The following is a 21,157-nucleotide window of genomic DNA, read 5'->3' on the forward strand; positions in this document are numbered from 1 at the left end:
ACAATGTGTAGGAGCGGGCTTGCCCCGCGATTGGGGTTTTACTGCGCGATGGTCTTGATCGAGATCCCGCGCTCGATCGGCGTCGAGCGTCCGTAGATATCTTCAAAGCGCTCGATATCGTCCTCGCCCAGGTAGCTGCCCGACTGCACTTCGATGATCTCCAGGGGGATCTTGCCCGGGTTACGCAGGCGGTGCACCGAAGCGATCGGGATGTAGGTGGACTGGTTTTCGGTGAGCAGGAACACGTTCTCGTCGCAGGTCACCTCGGCAGTGCCGGACACCACGATCCAGTGCTCGGCGCGGTGGTGGTGCATCTGCAGCGACAGGCTGGCACCGGGCTTGACGGTGATGTGCTTGACCTGGAAACGCCCGCCCATGTCCACCGAGTCGTACGAGCCCCACGGTCGGTACACCTCGCAGTGGTTCTGGGTTTCGCTGCGGCCTTGTTCGTTGAGGGTGTTGACCAGTTGCTTGACGCCCTGGACCTTGTCCTTGTGGGCAATCATCATGGCGTCCTTGGTCTCGACCACGACGATGTTCTCAAGGCCGATCACCGATACCAGCTTGCCGTTGCCGTGGATCATGCAGTTGTGGCTGTCCTGGACCACCACGTCGCCCTTGGTGACGTTGCCGTTGTGGTCTTTTTCATGCACATCCCACAGCGACGACCAGCAGCCGACATCGCTCCAGCCCGCCGACAGCGGCACCACGCAGGCGCGCTGGGTCTTTTCCATCACCGCGTAGTCGATGGAGTTGTCCGGGCAGCAGGCGAAGGTGGCTTCGTCGATGCTCAGGTTATCGCCGTCTTCCTCGCTGCGCTCCAGGGTCAGCAGACAGGTGTCGTAGATATCGGCGTCGTGCTTTTTCAGCTCTTCGAGGAAGCGGCTGGCGCGGAACAGGAACATGCCGCTGTTCCAGAAGTAGCCACCGGCCCGGACGAACTCGGCGGCGCGTTTTTCATCCGGTTTCTCGACGAACTGCGCCACCCGGCTGACGCCTTCGGGCAGCAGCACGTCCTGGCTCGACTTGATGTAGCCGTAGCCGGTTTCCGGCTTGGTCGCCGGCACCCCGAACAGCACCATCTCGCCGCGCTCGGCGGCCACGGTGGCCAGGGCCAGGGCCCGTTGCAGGGCTTTCTGGTCGTCGATCACATGATCGGCCGGGAGCACCAGCATCAGCTCGTCACGGCCTTCGTTAACCAGCTTCATCGCGGTCAGTGCCACTGCCGGCGCGGTGTTGCGGCCGAAGGGCTCCATGAGGATGCCCTGGGTTTGAAGTTTGAGGCTTTGCAGCTGCTCGCTGACGATGAACTTGTGGTCTTTGTTGCAGACCACGATGGGCGCGTCCATGCCGTCGAACACCAGGCGCGAGAGGGTTTGCTGGAACAGGGTGTGTTCACCGGTCAGGGCCAGGAACTGCTTGGGAAACTGCTTGCGCGACAGCGGCCACAGACGCGAACCGCTACCACCGGACAGAATGACTGGAATCATGGGTGTTCTCCAAAAATAGAAATAGGCAGGTGGTTAACGGGTGGATACCGGGCGCTTGACCCAGACCGGCGACAGGCTGCTGCCGGAACCGGTGACATACAGCACCGCCGCTTCGCCGCGCTCCAGAGCCACAGGCTTCAGATCGCTGACTTTTTTATCGCCTTCATACAGCGCCAGGCTGACCTTGACCGGGTTGATCTCGCGCTCGCCACGGGCCTTGGCGGCCACCGGCTTGACCACTTCGGTCTTGCCGTCGGCGGTCTTCAGGGTCAGGGCCTGGCTACTGAGGTTCTGTACCCGCACCAGGGATTTCTGCTTGTTCTTGAACGGTGGCTCCTCGACCAGTTGCGGCTGGCCCGAGGCGTTGTTGACCAGGGTGTAGTAGTGATCGGCGGCGAGCTTGACCGGCAGGCTCTGGCTGCCGACCTTGGCGCTGTAATCGCCCTGGGGCATGAAGCTGAAGTCACTGCTGCCCTGGGCCGCCACTTCGCTGATCTGGGTGTTGCCGACGCTGGCGCTCACTGGCTGGGCGCCGGCGTTGTAGATGCGCACGAAGGTCGAGCCTTTCGGCGCGGTCGGGCCATACAGCGCGGCGTCGGCGCCGGCCAGGGCTTGCAGCGAGAGCAGGCTGAGGCCGGCGGCCAGGGCGCAGGCTTTGGCGATGCGCAGCTTTTGGGTATGCAAGGTCATGTGCGTTTCCTCTTCAGTTTTCCGTCCGATGGGACGACAGGGCCAGGTCTTGATTGGCATTGCGGGTTTTTTTCAGCTGCGCGATCCACTGCGGATCGAATGCGCTGAGGTCGTTTTTCATTGGCAGATAACGTTCCGGGAACTCCCAGATCAGCACTTGCGGCGCGCTGTTCTTGAAGGCGTCGGTTTGCAGGTACTTGAGCATCGGCAGCAGTGGGCCATGGCCGTCTTCGGCGTAATTGACCACGTCGCTGCGCAGCGCTTGCTGCAGGGCTCCGAGGAAGTTCCAGTTGGGGTTGGCGCTGTAGCTGGTGCCGATCAGCGCCACCGGGATTTCACTGTCGGCGAACAATGCATCGCCGCTTTCACCTTCAGCCTCGGCCGGGCGGGTGCTGCGTTTTTGCAGGCTGTCCGGCGGCGGCAGCAGGTTGCTGAACAGCGGGTCGAGCGGCAGGAAGTTGGTCAAATCGCCCTTGTATGGCGCGCTCTGGCGTTGTTCGGTGACGAACTGCTGGGGCTCGCCGTTGAGCAGGGTCTGGCGCGCCACGGCGGCGGCCAGGTGCTGGGCAACCACTTCGGCGCCCATCGGCGTCCAGTGGGTGTCGGTGCGCAGGAACACCTGGCCACGGGCTTTGGCCTCTTGCAGCGGCGCCAGCAGGTCGGGGGCGAACACGCCGGCCTGGCGGGCCTGGGCGTGGAACTCGTTGTACAGGTCGGTGTGCAGGCTGGCCGGGGTCTGTTCGCCGACATACTCCGGATACAGCCGCGCCTTGGCCGGCACAATCGCCAGCACCAGTTGCACGCCGTGTTGCTGCAGGGTGTCGCGCACACCGCGGATCAGCGCCAGGTTCTCTTGTTCGTACTGGTCGCTGTTGGCCACCGGCTTGAACTCCTCGTCACTGAACAGCCAGTGCTCGCGGCCCAGCACCACGCCCGGGCGGCCTTCGTTGAACAGTTTGAAGTCCAGCGCCGCCCACAGGTTGGTGCCGATGCGCTTGAGCGGGAACTGCTCGTCGTAGTGGGTTTCGGCGGCCTTGGCCAGTTTGCCGTCGAGGGCGCTCATCTGCGCAGTGCGCTGGAAGCTGCCCAGGCCGCCCAGCGACCACAGGCCCAGGCCCAGCAACAGGGCGAGGAACAGCAGGGCGTAGAGTTTGCGTAAATGTCGGGTCATGGTCGGCTCGCTCAGAACTGGAAGTAGAGGAACGGCGAGTAGCTTTGCGCCGAGAGCTTGAGGATCGAGGCCACGAACAGCAGCAGCACCAACGCGCGGGTGGCGTACAGGCCCCAGTCCAGGCTCAGGCTGCCGTCGGCATGCACGGCCACCGGGCTGGTCTTGGGCGCGGGCCTGGCGTTGCGATAGAAGTCGCGCAGGCCGAAGTACGCCAGAGTCACGTAGGCCAGCACCAGGGTTGCCACTTGCAGGCCGGTGAGGCTGGCGCGGTTGAGCTCCGACAGTTGCCAGTCACCGAAGCTGAACATGGCGCCGTACATGCGTGCGGCGACGTGCAGGTTTTCGGCGCGGAAGATCACCCAGCCCATCACCACCAGCAGGAAGGTGAAGGCCCAGCGCACCAGGTTGAATCGCTGCGGCGCGGCGTTGATGCCCAGGGCCCGCTCGATCGCCAGCCACATGCCATGCCAGGCACCCCAGACGATGTAGGTGAAGTTGGCGCCGTGCCACAGGCCGCCCAGCAACATGGTCAGGAACAGGTTGCGGTAGGTGGCGAAGGTGCCGCCGCGGTTGCCGCCCAGGGTGATGTACAGGTAGTCGCGCAGCCAGGTCGACAGGCTGATATGCCAGCGCCGCCAGAACTCGGTGATCGACTGGCTGATGTACGGCTGCTTGAAGTTCTCCATGAAGCGAAAGCCCATCATCAGGCCCAGGCCGATGGCCATGTCGCTGTAGCCGGAGAAGTCGAAGTACAGCTGCGCGGTGTAGGCCAGGGCGCCGAGCCAGGCGTCGCCGGTGCTCGGGTTCTGCAGGGCGAAGCAATGGTCGGCGACCACCGCCAGGGTGTCGGCGATGAACACCTTCTTGATGAAGCCCTGCATGAAGCGCGTGCAGCCTTCGGAGAACTTGTCGAGGGTGTGGGTGCGGTGGTTGAACTGGTCGGCCAGGTCCTTGAAGCGCAGCACAGGGCCGGCGATCAGGTGCGGGAATATCGCCACGAAGGCGGCGAAGTCGATCAGGTTGCGGGTCGCCGGGGTGTCGCCGCGGTACACGTCGATGATGTAGCTGATCGACTCGAAGATGTAGAACGAGATACCGATCGGCAGCAGCACATGGGTGAGGATGAACGGCTCAAGGCCGAACGAGGTCATGATCGCGTTGATGCTGTCGACGCCGAAGTTGGCGTACTTGAAGTAGCCGAGGATGCCCAGGTCGACCGCAACCCCCAGCAGCAGCCAGCGCTGGGCCGGCTTGCTGCGCACGCCGGCGGCGCCGACTTTCAGGCCGATCCAGTAGTTCCACAGGGTGACCCCGGCAAACAGCGCCAGGAAGTCCACCCGCCACCAGGCATAGAACACGTAGCTGGCCAGCAGCAACAGGGCGTTGCGATAGCGTTGCCCGCTCAGGTAGTACAAGCCGAGAAAGATCGGCAGGAACAGGAACAGAAACACGTTGGATGAAAACACCATCCCGATCTCTCCTTGTCGTTAGCAACCGGGGCAGCAGCCCCCCAACCCCCCCATGTCGGAACGCGGGGGGCAGTGTTTAAAGCATTGCGGGTTCGCCGCGCTCCTGTGGGAGCGGGCTTGACCCGCGATAGGTCCTAGCTCATTTTTTCTGTTCGGCCTGCGGGTCATAGACCCGGGTCAGGTCGCCGCCCAGGCGGAAGCTCTTGAACGGCTGCATGTCGTGCTTGCGCCCGAGCACGTCGCTGTTGCAGCTGTAGAGGCTGCACCAGGGCTCGAGCCAGGCGTATTTGCTGTCGATCTTGAGGTCGTCCATGTCCTGTTTCTCGCCGTTCTTTGCCTTGAACGGGCTCGGGTCTTTCGAGCCCGACAGCACCCGCTCACCCAGGCGCTTGAGCGCGCCGTTGTTTTCCGGGCGCACATCGACACCATTGGCCTGGGCGAAGCTTGCGATCATCGCCAGCGGCGGCAGGGCGTAGTTGTGGTAGGCCAGGGCGCGCTGCTTGCGCTTGAGCTCGTTGGGCAAGAAGCCCTGGGCGTCGACCTGGTTGGCGGCCACGCGGTATTCCTTGATCGACCAGTCGAACAGGTCGCGGCGGTCGGTGGCGACGGCGGTGGCCATCACCGACCAGGCCGCCCAGTAGGAGTGGTTGTTGATCTTCTCCAGCGGCAGGTCGCTCCAGTCCTTGATCACCTGGTCGGCCAGGCGCCCGAACCATTTCTCGATCAGTTCGGCCTGTTGTTGGTGCGCCGCCAGCGGCTGGGAGTTGGAGAACTTCAGGCGCAGCCAGGCCGAGCTGAGGCTGCCCAGCGCCCATTTGCGCATCGACTTGCCGGTGTGGTTGTAGTCGGTGGACATCAGCGCATTGGCGCTGGCCCAACTGCTCAGCCACTCCAGGGTGCAATCGAGCTGTTGCGGGCGGCCATCGCGCATGTACTGCATGACCTGTTTACTGACCCCGCGCTCGAGGGTGGTGATGCTCGCGGTGGAGTCGCGGAAGGCCTTTTCCGAGGCTTTGTTCAGGGTTGCGCGGGCCTTGTCCGAGCCTTCGTACTTGCTGCGAAACTGCAGCTTGTCGGTGTAGGGCGTGGGGATGGCTGCGCATTTGAAGTCACTGTCGCCGGTCTTGAGTTTTTCGATCCCGGCGTAATAGCCCTGGGGAGGGACCAGCCCGGCGGCGTGCGCGGCCGGGCCGTACAGGGCCAGCGCCAGTGCGAGCGCTGCTACAGGGGATGTGCTGAAATTTTTCATAGGCGCCTCACTTTCGTTTGCACAGCGTGGCTTCGACTTTCTGGCTGCCGCTTTCCGGCCCCTGGATTTCGACGGCGAGCAGGGTCTGGGCGGCCCAGTCCTCATCCTCGCGCAGCTCGAAGGCAAAGCGGCCATCGGTGTCGGCGGTTTCCGGCTTCTCGATCTTCAGGTCTTCGTGGCGGCCGTTCATGTACCAGAGGGTGGCTTGCAGGGTCTTGACCGACTTGTCTTCGAACTGGATATCCAATTGGTGGCGGCCATTGGTCAGGTCCTTGATCACGCCGTTACGGCCGTTGACCATCAGCTCGTTCTTGCCCGGCTTGAGCGCGGTGCTGGCGCTCATCTGCGCAGGCTTGCCTTCGCAGCCGTTGTCGACCAGGGCGAGCATCTGTCGCCAGATGGTTTCCTGGTCGAGGCGGTACAGCGGCGAGAATTCCCAGATGAGGATCTTCGGCGGGTTGTTCTGGAAGTCTTCGCTACCCAGGTACTGGATCATCGAGCCTTCCAGGCCGCCGCCGGGGAAGGCGACGTTGAGCACGTCGGCGCCGATGTACTGCTCAAGGAAGCCCGAGAAGTTGTAGTTCTTGCCGCTGTGGCTGGTGCCGACCAGGGTGATCTGCGGGTTGCCGGAGTCGCCGAACAGGTCGTCGCTGCCGCTCTCGCCCTTGGGCTCGGTGACGAACTGGTCCATGTACTGCACCGCATAGCTGGTGCCGCACAGCTGCCCGGCGACGTTGTGCAGGGTGCCGGTCTTGCCCATGCGCCCGGACTTGTGGCTCTCGAACTCACGCTTGGGTACGTCGGCGAAGGCCGGCATCTTGTGCACGCTGTCGGCGACGATTTTTGCCGCGCGCTCGGCGCCGTACGGGGTCCAGTGCTGGTCGCCACGGAAGTAGAAGTCCTTGCCCTGGTCGGCCGCAGCCAGTTGTTCGTTGGTCAGCGGCGACAGGTCGGGCACGGTGTAGCCCATCTGGCTGAAGCGCCCGAGCATGGCCTGGTAGTTGTGCAGCGCCTTGGCGTAATTGAACGCGGCCTTTTCGGCCGGCTTGAGCATGTTGCGGTTCACCAGGCCGCGGGTCGGCTGGTAGACGATCACCAGTTCCACGCCCTTGGCCTTGAACGCATCGTGCAACTGCTGCAGGCGCCGGTAGCCGGCCGGGGAGGTGTCGAATTCGGTGCGCAGGTCTTCGCGGGTGCGAAACAGCCAGTCGCCCTGGGCTTGCACCAGGGTGGTGAAGTTCTGCTGGTAGCGGGTGGTGTAGCGGCTGGCGTCGTGGGCCTGCGGGCACAGTTGGCAGCACGGCTCGGCGGTGAAGTCCGGTGCCTGGACCTGTTCGGCCGAGGCGCCGGCGCTGATGGCCAGCAGGGCAGTGGCGAGGCCGCAAAGGCTCAGCAGCTTGGTCAGTTGTGGTTGCATAGGATTGGCTTCCTCAGTCCAGCATTTCGGTCTGGCGCTCGACCGGATCGATCAGCACGGCTTTGCCCTGGCGCACCATCAGGTCGAGAATCTCGTCCTGGCGATCGCCCAGTACTCCGGAAAAACTGATGCCGCTGGCCTTGCTCGGCGCCAGCATCGACACCCGGTACAGCTCCACGCTCAGCGGCGAATCGATCGACAGCGGGCCGCTGCCGTTGGCCGCCAGCTCACCGCCGACGACGATTAGCGAGACCTTGGTGTCGAACGGGTCGAGGGCGATGTCGCGGTCGGTCTCGGACAAGTCCTTGATGTGCCCGTAGACGCCTACCAGGCCGTTGGCCATGGCGACGTTCTCGTACAGGCGGATGTTGACGCTGTTGCGCACGCGAATGCCGTGGCGGCGGTTACTGATCAGCTTGTTGCCCCAGATCAGGTTGTCACCGCTCTCGTACAGGGTGATGCCGTCGGTGTGGTTGCGGTAGATCTCGTTGTAGGCGATCAGGTTGTTGACGCTGTTACGGTCGATGACCACGCCCGAGAGCTTGTTGTCGTAGCTCTTGTTGTTGATGATCCAGCTGTCGTTGACCTCGCGTGAAACGATGATGCCGTGCTTCTTCTTGGTCCCGTACACGGTGTTGCCGGCGATGATCAATCGGTGCGAGCGGTCGTGGGGGTCGATGCCGTAGACGATGTTGTCGCGGTAGGTGCTGTCCTTGACCACGAAGTCGCTGGTTTCGTAGCAGTAGAAGCCGTACCACATGTCGCTGAACTCGGAGCCGATGATCCAGCCGGTGGGTTCCGGGCGGCCCATCTGCTTGGCCATGTTCGGCGTGTACTGAGAAATGCTCACGCCGTAGGACTTGCTCTTGGCATAGCCGAAGCTGGCCATCTTGCTGTTGACGATGTAGGTCTCGGTGCCGCCCCACGACAGCAGGAACGGGCGGAATTCCTTCGGCGAGCGGAAGGTCGCCGGGCCGTTGTCTTTCTCGCGCCAGCCAGTCACCCGGGTGTCGCTGACGAACAATTTGCCGTCGTTGACGATGAACGCGCCACCCTCCTGGGACAGGCGCAGTTCCTTGACCTTGGCGTCGATCTCGAGCACGCCTTTTTGCCCGACCACGATCGGCAGGCGCGCCAGGTACACGCCCGGCGCGGTTTCGCGCAGGTACTGGGCGGGCACCTGCTTGCTCAGCTCGGTGAAGTTCACATGGCCGTCGTCGATGAAGATCGCCTGGGGAATGCCATGCTGGCGCGCCACCCATTCGGCCATCTTGTTGTCGCCGCCGATGAACTCCTTGAGGCTGTTTTCCTGGAGCATGCGCCGCACCGAGACCTTGCCCTTGTGCGAGCGGTCGATCTTTTTCTGCACCGCTTGCGCGCTATAGCCGGACAGGTCGGGCAGGGTCGGCGCCGGGATCTGCAGCGGCTCGATCGGCGCGCTGCTGACCGTGTAGGTCTTGGCCTGCTGCAGCTCCTTGGCCACCGGCGTCGGCGCCTGGCCGTTGGCCAGGGCGATGCTGCTGGCCAGCAGCAGGGTGCCGGCCAATAAGGCGTGGAGCTTGTTCGGTTGATGGCTCATTTGATTGCACCCCAGGCGTCAGAAGCGCCAGATCACGTCGACGAAAGCGCGGTGCATGTAGGAGTCCGCTTCCTTGCCATAGGCATCACCGGGCTTGAACACGCCGCCACGAAAGCGCACCAGTGCCGACGGCTCGTCGATCGACTGGCTCAGCGCGGCGGGCAACAGGCCCTGCTTGAAGTACTTGGTGACCACCAGGTCCATCTCCTGGCCGAGGTCTTTCTCGCCCTGGATCAGCGGCCGGTTGATGCCGTTGTCCTCGACCACGGCGTTGATGCCGCTGCTGCCGATGTTCTGGTCGCCATCGACGCGCCAGAACTTGTGGTAGATCAGGCTGGCGTCGTAGTCGTCGCGCAGTTGCCAGGAGGTGAACAGGGTCGCCGCCTGGACATTGCCCAGTTCGCCACGGAAGGCCTCGCCGAAGCGGTGTACGCGCGAGCGGGTGCCGGTGAAGTTGGAGCGGTTGCTCTCAAGGCCGGTCTGCTCGTAGTTGCCTGAACCGTCGCTACCACCGCCGCCGCTGCCGCGGGCATAAGCGGCGCCGACCTGCCAGTTGGGATCGAGGCGCAGGCGGATACCGAGGTCGGTGGCCCAGGCATTGACGTCGCCGCTCTGCTTACCGCTGGCCACTTGCTCGCCGTTGACCGTGGTGGTGTTGAGGCTGTCGCGATCGCCGCTCAGCCAGGTCAGGCTGCCCCAGTAGTTGACGCGGTTCTGGTTGCGCCAGTTATAGGCGTCGCTGTTGGCTTCCAGTCCCAGCCAGGTGAGGTCGCCGGTGCGGGTCTTGTCCAGGGCGTCGACGGTTTCGCCGGGATTTTTCAGCTTGCCGTCGTCGTGGGTGTGGTGGGCGCGCAGGCCGACCCAGTGCCCGGGCGTCCACTGCGTGGCAACGTCGCCGTAAATGTGCAGGCGGTCCTTGTCTTCCGGCGCCAGCTCGGTGAGGTCGGTACGGTACTCGCTGAAGCGCTCGGCCACGCCCAGGTTGGCGCGCAGCAGGGTGGTGTCGAAGGTCCAGTTCAGCGCTTCGATGTTGGTGTCGCGCCACATGCCGTCGTCGTTGCGCAGGCGTTGGCGGCCAAAACGCAGTTGCTCGCCGGGGTAGGCGGTCAGGCCGCTGTAGCCGACCCAGAACTCGCGCATGGCCAGGTAGCTTTTATCGGCTTCGCGGCCATGGGCGCGGCCGCTGTCGGACTCGGCCTCATCGCCGGACTGGCGCAGGGTGTCGGTCTCGATGATGTCGCTGGCGGCCACCGCCTGGCCCATGGCAAAGGCGCTCCAGTTGCCGCGCTCGCCGTACACCCAGGGGCGCAGGTCCAGGCCCAGGCCGTTGACGTCGCCGCCGGAGCGGGTACCCAGGTCGCGGTCGTCTTCGGACTGGCCGGTGATCTTCACGTCCAGGCCGAAGTTCTTTTCAGCGGTCATTGCCGCCAGGGTCGGGCACGACCAGAGCAGGGCGAAGCCCAGGCCTACGCCTGCTTTCATCCACGGATTGAGTGTCATAGGGAGTCCTCGCCTTGTTCGGGTTGCGCTTGGGCCTGCAGGGCCAGGGCATCGGCACCCGGGCCCATGGCGCCACGGGCCTGGCGCTCTTGCTGCAGCAGGCGCTCGGCCTGGGCTTTTTGCGCGGGAGTGAGTTGCTGGTCAAGCTGGGCGGCCAGCTCGCGCGACTGATCGCTGGGGTTGGCTTGCGCCAGTTGGCTGAACACCCAGGCGTTGACCAGGTCCTGGCGAATGCCGTGGCCTTCGCTGAACAACTGGGCCAGGGCGTAGTCGGCGCTGAGCTGGCCGCCGCGGGCAGCGCTGAGCAGATGATCGACGGCCTTTTGCGGGTCAACGCTGCCCAGGTAACCGCGGCGATACAGCTGGCCCAGGTAGTAATGGGCGCTGACTTCGCCGGCGTTGGCGGCGCTGAGCAAATGAGTTTCGGCCTGCTGCGCATCGGCCGGCACGGTCTTGCCTTCGTAGTACAGGCGGCCTAGCAGCAGTTCGGCGCGCGGTTGTTCGGCGGCGCGGCCCTTGTCGATGTATTCCATCAGCTTGTCGGTGTCGCCAAGCTCCGGGAAGTCGTTGAGCAACTGCGCCAGGCTGACCCAGGAACCGGGGTTGACCGGCGCCACCTGCTCAAGCAGGGCCTGGGCGGTTTTCTCGTCAGTCTGGCCGAGGCTGCGGTCGGCCAGGACGCGGGCCACGCTGTCGACCCGGGTGGCCGGGATTGCACCGCGCTGGTAGGCGCTTTTGACTTGCTCGAGCAGCGCCGCTTGCTGCTCGGGCTGGGCGCGCTTCTGGTAGACGGTGGCCAGTTCCACGTAGCAGATGTCAGTGCTGCTCAGCGCCGCTTTGCAGATGCGCTCGACCTCGTCCAGGTGCTGGTCGTAGCTGTCCTGGGTGCGGTACAGCAGGATCTGGGCCAGGCCGGCTTCGGCGTAGCCGGCGCTGCGCCACGTGTCGATCTGCTGCTGGGCGTTGGTGCCGGGGAAGCTCTGCGGGTATTGCAGGTAGAGCATCGCCAGCGGGATCAGGGTGTTGCCCTCGCCATTGGCGAAGGCTTTTTTCAATAGGGTTTCGGCTTCCTGGCGCTCGGCTTCGCTGGCGTCCGGCTTGGCCGCCAGCAAACGGCCGAGGCGGGCCTGGGCGCGCGGCGAGATATCAGCGGCGGCGCGGTAGGTGGCTTCGGCCTCCTTGAGCTTGGCCGGGTCGCGGGTTTCCACCTGGATATCGGCGAGGCCCACCTGGGCTTCGCTGTAACCGAGGTCGGCGAGCTGGCGGTAGTTCTGTTCGGCCAGGGCGGTGTCGCCGCGCTTGAGCGCTTCATTGGCCAGGCGCTGGTCGGGCAGGCCGGCACAACCGGCCAGGCTGATGGCCAGGGCCAGGCCGAGAAGGGTGCCACTGTGGGAGCGGGCTTGCCCCGCGATCGAGCACAACGCTTTGGGGAATTGAGGGGCTTCATCGCGGGGCAAGCCCGCTCCCACAGTTGGGGTGTTGAGCATATTCATGGGCAGATCCTCTTAGAGCCCACGGGCCACGGCTTTATCGATCAGCCAGTCCAGCGACGGGCCTCGATTGCTGTCTACCGCCACCGGGCGGCCGGCCAGTTCGCTGGGCAGCGATTCGTCCGGCTTGATCTGCACGCGGATGTCCGAGGACAGGTCTTCGCTGTTCAGGCTGCTACTGCTGACGATCTGCCCGGTACGGGTCTGCTCTTCGCCAGCGACGGTGAAGTGCACGCGCGAGCCTGGTTTGACGTCGTCGAACTGGCGGTAGCTGAAGCGCGCTTCGACCGTGGGAATGGTGGTGCGCGGGACCAGCTGGAAGATCACCTGGCCCTTGCTTGCATACTGGCCGTCATCCACCAGCTGGCGGGCGACCACGCAATCGCAGGGGCTGGTCAGGGTGCCGCTCATCTGTTTGCCGAACAGCTCCTCGACCTTGGCCGGCTCCAGTTGCTGGTCATCCAGGTGGCCCTTGAGCATGTCCAGCATGCTGGTGCTGAACGAGGCCAATGGCGCGCCCTTGACCACCTGGCCGCCGCTCTCCACCAGGCCCTGCACGGTACCGTCGCGGGGCATGGTGACGTTGCTGGTCGGCACGCTGACCACCCCGGCCTGGGCATGGCTGACGAAGTACAGGCCGTATACCGACTTGGCGATAAAGCCGAAGGCGGCAACGCCAACCACGAACACGCCGAGGCTGAAGGTCACCGCCCGCAAGCGGCCGAAGGCGCTCATGCCGCCGCTGGCGTCTTTCTGTTTGCGCGCCTTGGTGAAGTTGTCGCGCTGCAGGGTACTGAGTACGTCGCCGATGGTGATCAGTTCGCCCGACAGGTGCGAGGTGATGATGTGGCGCAGGGTGGCGATGTCGCGGGGTTCGAGGTTCTGGAACTGCACGCCGGCGCGGCCGCTGGAGGGGTCGAAGGAGCGCACCTGGAACTCGATGTCCATCGCCAGGCCGAGCTTGTCGACGGTGAACTGCAAGCGCCCGCGCAGCACTTCGCCGACTTTCAACGGGTGCTTGGCATGGAAGCTCAGGCCGCCGGCGGAAAGGTCGTCGACCTTCACTTCGAGGGTTTCGCGGTTCTCCCCCAGGTAGCGCAGCTTGGCCGGGATGCGTACCCGGGCGTGCTGGCGCTGGGCTTCGGACTCATGCACGACATTGACGTTCACGGCGGTATTCATGGCGATTTGTTCCTGTTTAATCCAATCGGGTTCCGGCTCACACGACCATGAACAGCACAGCAATGAAGATGCTGGCCGCCGAGAAGGTCATGGTCCGGGAGGACCAGGTGTTGAACCATTGTTGAAAGCTGGCGAGGTCGCGCTTGAGGGCAGTGGGCTGGCGGGTCCAGGACTGCTTGTCGAGGCGGAAGAACACGTAGATCTTCATGATCGCGCCGACGATCTGGTTGTAATAAAGAATCAGCGGGTAGGCCGGGCCGATGTTGTGGCCCGAGCACAACAGCATCAGGGTCAGGATCAGCCGGGTGATGCCGATCCACAGCAGGTACACCAGCAGGAACGCCGGGCCGAACTTGAGGCTGGCGATCACCGCGACGGTCAGGCCCAGCAGGCTGGTCCACATCGACACGCGCTGGTCGAACAGCACCACGCTGGTGAACAGGCCCAGGCGGCGGATGCCCAGGCCCAGGGCGCGGGAGTTCTGCCGCAGGTTGTTGCCGTACCAGCGGTACATCAGTTTGCGGCTGGCCTTGATGAAGCTCTTTTCCGGCGGGTGCTCGACCGTGTTGATCGCCGCGTCCGGCACGTAGAAGGTGTCGTAGCCCAGGCGCATGAGGCTGAACCAGCTCGACTTGTCGTCGCCGGTGAGGAACTTGAAGCGGCCCAGGCGCCAGTGCTGCAGCGAGTCGTTCTCGACGTCGGCGATGAACTCGGGGTTGGTCACCACGGCGGCGCGGAACACCGACATGCGTCCGGTCATGGTCAGCACGCGCTTGGACAGGGCCATCGAGCACATGTTGATGTGGCGCTGGGCGAAGCGCAGCTTGTGCCACTCGCTCATGATGTAGCCGCCACGTACTTCACAGAATTCGTTGGTGGTCAGGCCGCCGACATTGCTGAACAGCTTGAACCAGGGCACGGTCTTGCGCACCACGCCTTCGCCGAGCACGGTGTCGCCATCGATCACCGCGACCACGGCGTTTTCATCCGGCAGGTGGCGGGAGATGGCCCGAAAGCCGTAGGCCAGGCCGTCGCGCTTGCCGGTACCGGCAATGCGCACGAAATCGAGGGTCACGCGCTGCGGCGGGTTGTATTTCTCCCACAGGCTTTTCACCAGCAGTTCGTCGGACATTTCCACCAGCGAACAGACCACAGTGGTCGGGTAGCCGCAGTCGATCGCTTCGCGGATCACCGAGCTGTAGACCTGGGCGGTGGTCAGGGCATCGATGCGAAAACTGGTGACCATCAGGTACACATGAGATGGGTCGGCCGCGCTACCGAGCTTGCGCACCTTGCGCCGCAGGTAGGGGTAGACCACGTAGAGAAACAGCATGCCGCGGACAAAGTGCGTGGCACCCATGGAATAGCGCCAGATGCCGACGGCGCCGACCAGGAAAATGAAGTCCTTCGAGTCGGGGTCGAAAATGGAGTTGGGCAAGGCCAGGGCGATCAACATGAGCAGGCTCACGTAGAACAGCCAACCGGCGACCTGTAGCAGGCCGTGCTTGAGCCTGTGCATGTTCTGCATCCGTATCGAATGGAAGGGGCGTTGATGGCGCGCGGGGCCGGGCGGCCCCGCGCAACCTGCGGGTTACCAGCAGATACCTTCGGTACGGCTGCTCGGGCAGGAGGCCTTGCTCATGAAACCGACCAGGTCGATGACCTGCTTGCCGGCGGGCGCCTGCTGGGCCAGGGCGCGAAACTTCTCGTCGCGGTTGCCCAGCACGATGACGTCGGCGTGGTTGATCACCTGCTCGAAGTCAGCATTGAGCAGCGACGACACGTGAGGGATTTTCGACTCGATGTATTCCTTGTTGGCGCCGTTGACCCGCGCATACTCGACGTTGCTGTCGTAGATGTTCAGCTCGTAGCCCTTGCCGATCAGGCGTTCGGCAAGCTCCACCAGCGGGCTTTCGCGCAGGTCGTCGGTACCGGCCTTGAAGCTCAGGCCGAGCAGGGCGACCTTGCGCTTGTCGTGGCTTTCGATGATGTCGAAGGCGTTCTGTACCTGCGACTCGTTGCTGGTCATCAGCGAGTTGAGCAGTGGCGCCTTGACGTCCAGGCTGCCGGCGCGATAGGTCAGCGCGCGCACGTCCTTGGGCAGGCACGAACCGCCGAAGGCAAAGCCCGGGCGCATGTAGTACTGCGAAAGGTTCAGGGCCTTGTCCTGGCAGACCACATCCATCACGTCACGACCATCGACGCCGACCGCCTTGGCAATGTTGCCGATCTCGTTGGCGAAGGTAACTTTGGTGGCGTGCCAGACGTTGCAGGTGTACTTGATCATCTCGGCCACTTCGATGTCCTTGCGGATGATCGGCGCGTCGAGTTCTTCGTACAGCGATTGCAGAAGGTCGCCACTGGTCTTGTCCAGTTCGCCGATGACGGTCATGGGTGGCTGGTCGTAGTCCTTGATCGCGGTGCTTTCGCGCAGGAATTCCGGGTTGACCGCTACGCCGAAGTCGACGCCGGCTTTTTTCCCCGAGCAGTCTTCGAGGATCGGGATCACCACGTTCTTCACCGTGCCCGGCAGCACGGTGCTGCGTACCACGATGGTGTGGCGGCTGGATTTTTCCCGCAGTACGAAGCCGATTTCGCGGCACACCGACTCGATGTATTCCAGGCCCAGGTCGCCGTTCTTCTTGCTTGGCGTGCCGACGCAGATCATCGACAGGTCGCTGTCGCGAATTGCCGCGGCAAAATCGGTGGTGCCACGCAGGCGGCCATTGTCGATACCCTGTTGCAACAGGGCTTCGAGCCCCGGTTCGACAATCGGCGATTTGCCTTGGTTGATCAGGTCGATCTTGGTGGTGGATACATCGACGCCAATCACTTCATGGCCACGTGCCGACAGGCAGCCAGCACAGACTGCACCCACATAACCCAAACCAAAGATGCTGATACGCATCGCATTCACCTCATGTGTTTATCACGCCGGCTCAATAAATAGAGCCAGACCGGGTTGATTAACCAGCAGTTATCGGGCACACGGAGGCGTGGCAGAAAGATGTCACTTCACCGTGTGCAGGCATATAAATATCAAGTGCAAAAGTCGTTGCACTTAAAGTTGGCAGCCAAAGGCCAATAATTATGGGCGTGCCCTGTTATGCAGCCGTCTTTATTGCAGATCGGTTACCCGAAACTGCAGTGCTTGTTCTTTCAAGTGAATAAAATCCTTTGAAATCAACCACAAGGACGATTTTTAGGGGCGCGTTTCTCCTGGGTTCAACTGTGGGTCGGGTGACCGACACTCAAGTCAAAGTTGTCTGGATGCACAATGACTGTGCACTCCAATCAATGCTGTAGGTCATCTCTCACATAATGCTCGAGAATCGTTACGGGTGGTATGAGCGATGGCTGAAGGGATAAGTTCCGGGGGCGGTTCAGGGGCCGTGAAAGATTTTTTAATATTTTATCTGATGGCCATACTTTCACTTTGATAGCACTTGTCAGTTTCGTCCCTGTATATAAAGGACGAACTCGAGGTGGGATGTTTTTATGCCAGTACCGGAAATTTTTTTTTCAAAATTCGTCAAAAAATTACGAACGGTCTTATGGCGTTTTGCGATAAAGCTAGAAGGGTGGTTTTTTGGCGCCAGGATTGTGGCGTATTTATCGCGGGACAAGTCGGGCCGCATCGCCGCTCCCACTCCGACGGGTAGGAGCGGCGATGCGGCGGCCCGACTTGCCCCGCGAAAGCTTTTACTCGTCCGCGTGATCGCGCAGAAACACCAGGTTGTCGGCCTTCGACAGCTCGGCACTGTAGTAGTAGCCCTGCACATCGAACTGCTTGAGCTGCTCGGGATCGTTGATGCGTTCCTGGATCACGAAGCGGCTCATCATGCCGCGGGCCTTTTTGGCGTAGAAGCTGATGATCTTGTACTGGCCGTTCTTGAAGTCGCGGAACTCGGTGTTGATCACCCGCGCTTTGAGGGCATTGCGCTTGACCGCGCTGAAGTACTCGTTGCTGGCCAGGTTCAGCAGCAGGTCGTCGCCTTGCTCGGCCAGGGCCTGGTTCAGCCACTCGCTGATGCGCGTGCCCCAGAAGGCATACAGGTCCTTGCCGCGGGCGTTGGCAAGCTTGGTGCCCATCTCCAGACGGTACGGTTGCATCAGGTCCAGCGGGCGCAGCAGGCCGTACAGCCCGGAGAGCATGCGCAGGTGCTCCTGGGCGTAGCTGAAGTCGTCTTCGCTGAGGCTTTGCGCGTCGAGCCCGGTATACACGTCGCCCTTGAACGCCAGCAGCGCCTGCTTGGCGTTGTCCGGGGTGAAGGCTGGCGTCCAGCTGCCGAAGCGCGCGGCGTTGAGCCCGGCGAGCTTGTCGGAGAGGTGCATCAGCTCGCTGATCTGCGCCGGCGACAGCTCGCGCAACTGCACGATCAGTTCCTGGGAATCATCCAGGTACTGCGGCTGGGTGTAGCGCTGGGTTACCGGCGGGGTGTCGTAGTCGAGGGTCTTGGCGGGGGAAATCACCGTCAGCATCAGGTCGGCTCCTTTATTCGTGGCGCCGATTCTACGGGGCGGGGGCGGCGATCTCCAGCTATCAAGGCAATAGCCACAGACCATCCCGACACTTGGCGCTATAGTGCGCGGCGAGGAAAACGGAGAGCCCGATCGTGCGCATTGCCCTTGTTTTACTGGCTGGCCTGTTCAGCTTCACGGCCCAGGCCGCGCCAGCCCCGGTCGCCACTTTCGACCGCAGCCACTGGCCAGAGCAGCTCGACAGCCCGGCGCTGTTCGATGTCGCCTCGCGCGCCGAAATCCTCGGGTTTGCCCGGGTGCTGGCTGAAAGCGAAATGCTTGATCAGAACGCCCTGGCGGCGCGGCTGAACCTGCGCCAGGTCAATCTGCTGTCGATCAACACGCTGCGCCAGCGCCTGTGGCAGCGCTTATGGCGCAACTACGACCTGGCGCAGAAGAGCTGCGAGCAGGATGCCTCGTTCTGTTATGCCATCGACGACCTGGGCGATTTTCGCAAGCAGACGGCAACCTTCGAAGTCGCCGCCGACTCGTTCTACGCGAGCTGGGCCGAGCCCAGCCGGGCCTTTCACGAGCGCTACCTGGACGAGCTGCTGCGCAAGGCCGCGCTGTTCCCGCAGACCGCCAGCGAAATCGAGCGCTTCTCCGACCTTGAGCGCAATGGCGACGAGCTCAACGACCGGCTATTCATGCTGACCTTCGATGGCGGCCCATCCTTGGCGGGCGGCAGTACCGACGGCCTGGCCGAGTTCCTGCGCCGGCAACGGCTGTCTGCGACCTTTTTTGTGCTGGGTAACAGCCTGCAGAACCGGCGCGACAAGACCTCGCTTAGCGATCTGCGGGCGCTCTACCAGGGCCAGTGCGTGGGCTTGCAAGGCTGGCAGTACCGCTCCCACGGGCAGTGGCAGGGCTGGCAGGACTCGGTGCTGCGCAGCCAGGCGCGGGTGCAGGGCGACTTGCCGCAGCAGTATGTGCCGTTGTTCCGGCCGCCTTATGGCCAGCGCCGTGCCGACAGCCAGGCATTCTTCGCCGGCCAGCATTTGCAGGTGGTGTTGTGGGATATCGACGCCCAGGATCAGGGCGCGTTGAACAGCGAACAGGCGGCCCAGCGGGTGCTGACCTTGATGTTGCTGTGGCGCAAGGGGCTGATCCAGTTTCACGACGCCCAGCCCAAGGCGCAGGAGGCAGTGGCCTGGTTGCTCAAGCAAACGGCTCAGAGTGGAATTGGCTGGGAAGATTGCCGTAATTTCGGCGAAAAGCGTTGAAAGTGTAAAGTTTCGCTAAGAGGCGGGAAGGAAAGATCGCAGGCATTTCACATGACTGGATTTATGACTGTAGCGGTGCTTTGCCCCTGCGCCAAGGGCTAATTGGCCGATCGAAAAATAAACTTCAAAAAAACGTAAAAACGCTTTTTCCGGTCATGGGTTTTGCGGTATTACGAAGACAGACCGCCGAACCCTGCAGCACAGGTGGCGTCCTACGGCCCATTCTTTGTTCGCAGCTCCCTACCCGTAACGACGCGGACCAGGGGAGAACCGGCGGCCACTTCGCGGCGCAGCACCGCTCAGGTATTGCGTCGTCTGGCTCCCACAAAGGTGACCGAGTATGGATGATCAAGGACGCAGCACTTCCTCCAACCAGCCAATCCTTTATGTGCTCGATACCAATGTACTGATTCACGATCCCAACGCTTTGCTCAACTTCGAGGAGCACCACGTCGCCATCCCGATGACGGTGCTGGAGGAGCTCGACAAACTCAAGACGGGCAAACATACGATTGCCGCCGAATGTCGCCAGGCCATCCGCCTGATCGACCAGACCCTGGGCGATGCCTCGCCGGCCGATGTCGAGCAGGGCGTGCCGATCCAGCGCGGCAAGAGTGGCCCCAAGGGCTTCCTGTCGATTCTCATGAGCCCGCGCAACGAGCCCAACCGCCTGCTGCCGGAGAACCTCAACGACAACATCATCATCAACCAGTTGCTCGAGCTGCGTAGCCGGCGCAAGGAACTGGACGTGGTGCTGGTGACCAAAGACATCAACATGCGCCTCAAGGCCCGCGCCTGCGGGATCGCGGCCGAGGACTACAGCACCGACCAGCTGGTGGACGACGTCTCCCTGCTGTCCAAGGGTTACCACAGCGTCACCGGCTCGTTCTGGGACCGCGTCAGCAAGGTCGAGACCCGCCAGGACCATGGCCGCACCTGGCACCGGGTGCAGATGATCGACAACCTGCCGGCCGTGCACATCAACGAGTTCATCATTGACGAGCAGGGCTTCGTCGGCTGGATCAAGGGCATCAAGGATGGCGAGCTGGTGCTGCTCGACCTGCACCAGGAGCCGCTGCTGCACCAGGAAGCCTGGGGCCTCAAGCCGCGTGACATCCACCAGAGCCTGGCGCTGTTCGCCTTGCTCGACCCGGACATTCACCTGGTCAACCTGACCGGCGCGGCCGGTTCCGGCAAGACCATCCTGGCCCTGGCCGCCGCCATCGAGCAGACCATGGTCAGCAAGCGCTACCGGCGCATCATCGCCACCCGAAGCGTGCAGGGGCTGGACCAGGAGATCGGCTTCCTGCCGGGCACTGAAGCAGAAAAAATGGAGCCCTGGCTCGGGGCAATCACCGACAACCTCGAAGCCCTGCACATGGATGACGAAAACACCCATGGCAGCGTCGAGTACATCCTTGAGCGGGTGCCGCTGCAGTTCAAATCGCTGAACTACATTCGCGGTCGCAGCTTCCAGCAGAGCCTGATCCTGATCGATGAATGCCAGAACCTCACCCCGCACCAGATGAAAACCATCATCACCCGTGCCGGCGCCGGTTCCAAAGTGATCTGCCTGGGCAACCTGGCGCAGATCGACACCCCTTACCTGTCCGCCACCAGCTCCGGCCTGACCTACCTGACCGAGCGCTTCAAGGACTTCCCCAACGGCGTGCACATCACCCTGCAGGGCGTACCGCGCTCGATTCTGGCCGAATACGCCGAATCGCACCTGTAACCCGGTACGGAGGTTGCAAAAAGCCCGCATCAGCCGATGCGGGCTTTTTCATTGCTGGTAATTTCATTTCCAACCGCGGCCAAAAGCACCCCAACCGGTGAAAATTACGCTCACTATGCTGTCGTCCTTGTCGAGAATCAGCAGGTAAGGGCTCTGCCCGGTATAACCAATGACTCCCGGCCGAATCTCGCTGACTTCACCTCCACCCGCATTTTTGCAGATCTCGTCGGCTAACTCCTTGCTGAATGTCTTGCCAATGTAGGGAGCAAAGACGGGTTGCATTTTTTCGTAGTCTTTCGCGTTCATGACCATATCGGTGCCTCCTGGCATCAGGTTAGGGTGCGTGCAAGGTTGTTGCATTGGCAGCTTCTACCTGCAGACGCATCAGTGTGTAGTAGATGGATATCGCATGTTTAAAGCCCCAGGCAGTGTCCGCGCTTG

At 62.7% G+C, this 21,157-nt stretch carries 16 protein-coding genes; 2 read left to right on the top strand and 14 right to left on the bottom strand.

Annotated features, from left to right (window positions below):
• Positions 1–38: 38 nt before the first annotated feature.
• The 13 genes from BLR26_RS07885 to yaaA all read right to left on the bottom strand — a co-directional run bounded on the left by BLR26_RS07885 (position 39) and on the right by yaaA (position 17,719).
• Positions 39–1,490, bottom strand: coding sequence for a mannose-1-phosphate guanylyltransferase/mannose-6-phosphate isomerase (locus BLR26_RS07885; protein WP_045197221.1), 1,452 nt, complete (start codon positions 1,488–1,490; stop codon positions 39–41).
• Between the two features lie 33 nt (positions 1,491–1,523).
• The gene (locus tag BLR26_RS07890; protein ID WP_045197222.1) at positions 1,524–2,180 is read right to left on the bottom strand and encodes an alginate O-acetyltransferase AlgF; all 657 of its coding nucleotides are present in this window, start codon (positions 2,178–2,180) and stop codon (positions 1,524–1,526) included.
• 13 nt (positions 2,181–2,193) lie between these two features.
• The gene (locus BLR26_RS07895) at positions 2,194–3,351 is read right to left on the bottom strand and encodes an alginate O-acetyltransferase (RefSeq protein WP_093379696.1); all 1,158 of its coding nucleotides are present in this window, start codon (positions 3,349–3,351) and stop codon (positions 2,194–2,196) included.
• Positions 3,352–3,362: 11 nt separating this feature from the next.
• The gene (locus tag BLR26_RS07900; RefSeq protein ID WP_093379701.1) at positions 3,363–4,820 is read right to left on the bottom strand and encodes an MBOAT family O-acyltransferase; all 1,458 of its coding nucleotides are present in this window, start codon (positions 4,818–4,820) and stop codon (positions 3,363–3,365) included.
• Positions 4,821–4,959: 139 nt separating this feature from the next.
• Positions 4,960–6,069, bottom strand: a complete 1,110-nt coding sequence (locus tag BLR26_RS07905; RefSeq protein WP_093379706.1) for a mannuronate-specific alginate lyase — start codon at positions 6,067–6,069, stop codon at positions 4,960–4,962.
• 7 nt (positions 6,070–6,076) lie between these two features.
• Positions 6,077–7,486 (bottom strand): alginate O-acetyltransferase, encoded by a 1,410-nt coding sequence (locus BLR26_RS07910; protein ID WP_093379709.1) that lies wholly within the window; start codon positions 7,484–7,486, stop codon positions 6,077–6,079.
• A gap of 13 nt (positions 7,487–7,499) precedes the next feature.
• Positions 7,500–9,065, bottom strand: coding sequence for a mannuronan 5-epimerase AlgG (algG, locus tag BLR26_RS07915; RefSeq protein ID WP_093379712.1), 1,566 nt, complete (start codon positions 9,063–9,065; stop codon positions 7,500–7,502).
• An 18-nt stretch (positions 9,066–9,083) separates the two neighbouring features.
• A complete protein-coding gene (locus BLR26_RS07920; RefSeq protein WP_093379717.1) occupies positions 9,084–10,565 on the bottom strand; it encodes an alginate export family protein in 1,482 nt (493 codons plus the stop codon).
• Complete coding sequence (gene algK / locus BLR26_RS07925) at positions 10,562–12,058, bottom strand: alginate biosynthesis TPR repeat lipoprotein AlgK (RefSeq protein WP_256326706.1); 1,497 nt, start codon at positions 12,056–12,058, stop codon at positions 10,562–10,564. The genes BLR26_RS07920 and algK overlap by 4 nt, the downstream gene beginning before the upstream one ends.
• A gap of 12 nt (positions 12,059–12,070) precedes the next feature.
• Positions 12,071–13,237 carry an alginate biosynthesis protein Alg44 gene (locus tag BLR26_RS07930; protein WP_093379721.1) on the bottom strand — a complete coding sequence of 389 codons (1,167 nt, stop codon included), beginning with the start codon at positions 13,235–13,237 and terminating at the stop codon, positions 12,071–12,073.
• 37 nt (positions 13,238–13,274) lie between these two features.
• Entirely contained in the window at positions 13,275–14,765 is a 1,491-nt protein-coding gene (alg8, locus tag BLR26_RS07935) for a mannuronan synthase (RefSeq protein ID WP_176794217.1), read from the bottom strand.
• Between the two features lie 63 nt (positions 14,766–14,828).
• Complete coding sequence (locus BLR26_RS07940; RefSeq protein ID WP_045197240.1) at positions 14,829–16,145, bottom strand: nucleotide sugar dehydrogenase; 1,317 nt, start codon at positions 16,143–16,145, stop codon at positions 14,829–14,831.
• A gap of 794 nt (positions 16,146–16,939) precedes the next feature.
• On the bottom strand, positions 16,940–17,719 hold the full coding sequence (yaaA, locus tag BLR26_RS07945; protein ID WP_045197242.1) for a peroxide stress protein YaaA: 780 nt from the start codon (positions 17,717–17,719) through the stop codon (positions 16,940–16,942).
• Between the two features lie 134 nt (positions 17,720–17,853).
• On the opposite strand from yaaA, the gene BLR26_RS07950 reads away from it, so the two are divergent.
• Both BLR26_RS07950 and BLR26_RS07955 read left to right on the top strand, forming a co-directional pair.
• Positions 17,854–18,981 carry a polysaccharide deacetylase family protein gene (locus BLR26_RS07950; protein ID WP_093379732.1) on the top strand — a complete coding sequence of 376 codons (1,128 nt, stop codon included), beginning with the start codon at positions 17,854–17,856 and terminating at the stop codon, positions 18,979–18,981.
• A gap of 340 nt (positions 18,982–19,321) precedes the next feature.
• A complete protein-coding gene (locus BLR26_RS07955; protein WP_045197246.1) occupies positions 19,322–20,716 on the top strand; it encodes a PhoH family protein in 1,395 nt (464 codons plus the stop codon).
• A gap of 63 nt (positions 20,717–20,779) precedes the next feature.
• Here BLR26_RS07955 and BLR26_RS07960 read toward each other — a convergent pair whose 3' ends face one another.
• The gene (locus tag BLR26_RS07960; RefSeq protein WP_093379737.1) at positions 20,780–21,028 is read right to left on the bottom strand and encodes a hypothetical protein; all 249 of its coding nucleotides are present in this window, start codon (positions 21,026–21,028) and stop codon (positions 20,780–20,782) included.
• Positions 21,029–21,157 lie beyond the last annotated feature (129 nt).

Origin of the sequence: Pseudomonas sp. UC 17F4 (assembly GCF_900101695.1) — a bacterium.
Lineage (GTDB): Bacteria > Pseudomonadota > Gammaproteobacteria > Pseudomonadales > Pseudomonadaceae > Aquipseudomonas.

Coding starts and splice junctions, on each gene's coding strand:
- BLR26_RS07885 (WP_045197221.1), bottom strand. CDS start 1,490: ATGATTCCAGTCATTCTGTCCGGTGGTAGCGGTTCGCGTCTGTGGCCG.
- BLR26_RS07890 (WP_045197222.1), bottom strand. CDS start 2,180: ATGACCTTGCATACCCAAAAGCTGCGCATCGCCAAAGCCTGCGCCCTG.
- BLR26_RS07895 (WP_093379696.1), bottom strand. CDS start 3,351: ATGACCCGACATTTACGCAAACTCTACGCCCTGCTGTTCCTCGCCCTG.
- BLR26_RS07900 (WP_093379701.1), bottom strand. CDS start 4,820: ATGGTGTTTTCATCCAACGTGTTTCTGTTCCTGTTCCTGCCGATCTTT.
- BLR26_RS07905 (WP_093379706.1), bottom strand. CDS start 6,069: ATGAAAAATTTCAGCACATCCCCTGTAGCAGCGCTCGCACTGGCGCTG.
- BLR26_RS07910 (WP_093379709.1), bottom strand. CDS start 7,486: ATGCAACCACAACTGACCAAGCTGCTGAGCCTTTGCGGCCTCGCCACT.
- algG (WP_093379712.1), bottom strand. CDS start 9,065: ATGAGCCATCAACCGAACAAGCTCCACGCCTTATTGGCCGGCACCCTG.
- BLR26_RS07920 (WP_093379717.1), bottom strand. CDS start 10,565: ATGACACTCAATCCGTGGATGAAAGCAGGCGTAGGCCTGGGCTTCGCC.
- algK (WP_256326706.1), bottom strand. CDS start 12,058: ATGAATATGCTCAACACCCCAACTGTGGGAGCGGGCTTGCCCCGCGAT.
- BLR26_RS07930 (WP_093379721.1), bottom strand. CDS start 13,237: ATGAATACCGCCGTGAACGTCAATGTCGTGCATGAGTCCGAAGCCCAG.
- alg8 (WP_176794217.1), bottom strand. CDS start 14,765: ATGCAGAACATGCACAGGCTCAAGCACGGCCTGCTACAGGTCGCCGGT.
- BLR26_RS07940 (WP_045197240.1), bottom strand. CDS start 16,145: ATGCGTATCAGCATCTTTGGTTTGGGTTATGTGGGTGCAGTCTGTGCT.
- yaaA (WP_045197242.1), bottom strand. CDS start 17,719: ATGCTGACGGTGATTTCCCCCGCCAAGACCCTCGACTACGACACCCCG.
- BLR26_RS07955 (WP_045197246.1), top strand. CDS start 19,322: ATGGATGATCAAGGACGCAGCACTTCCTCCAACCAGCCAATCCTTTAT.
- BLR26_RS07960 (WP_093379737.1), bottom strand. CDS start 21,028: ATGGTCATGAACGCGAAAGACTACGAAAAAATGCAACCCGTCTTTGCT.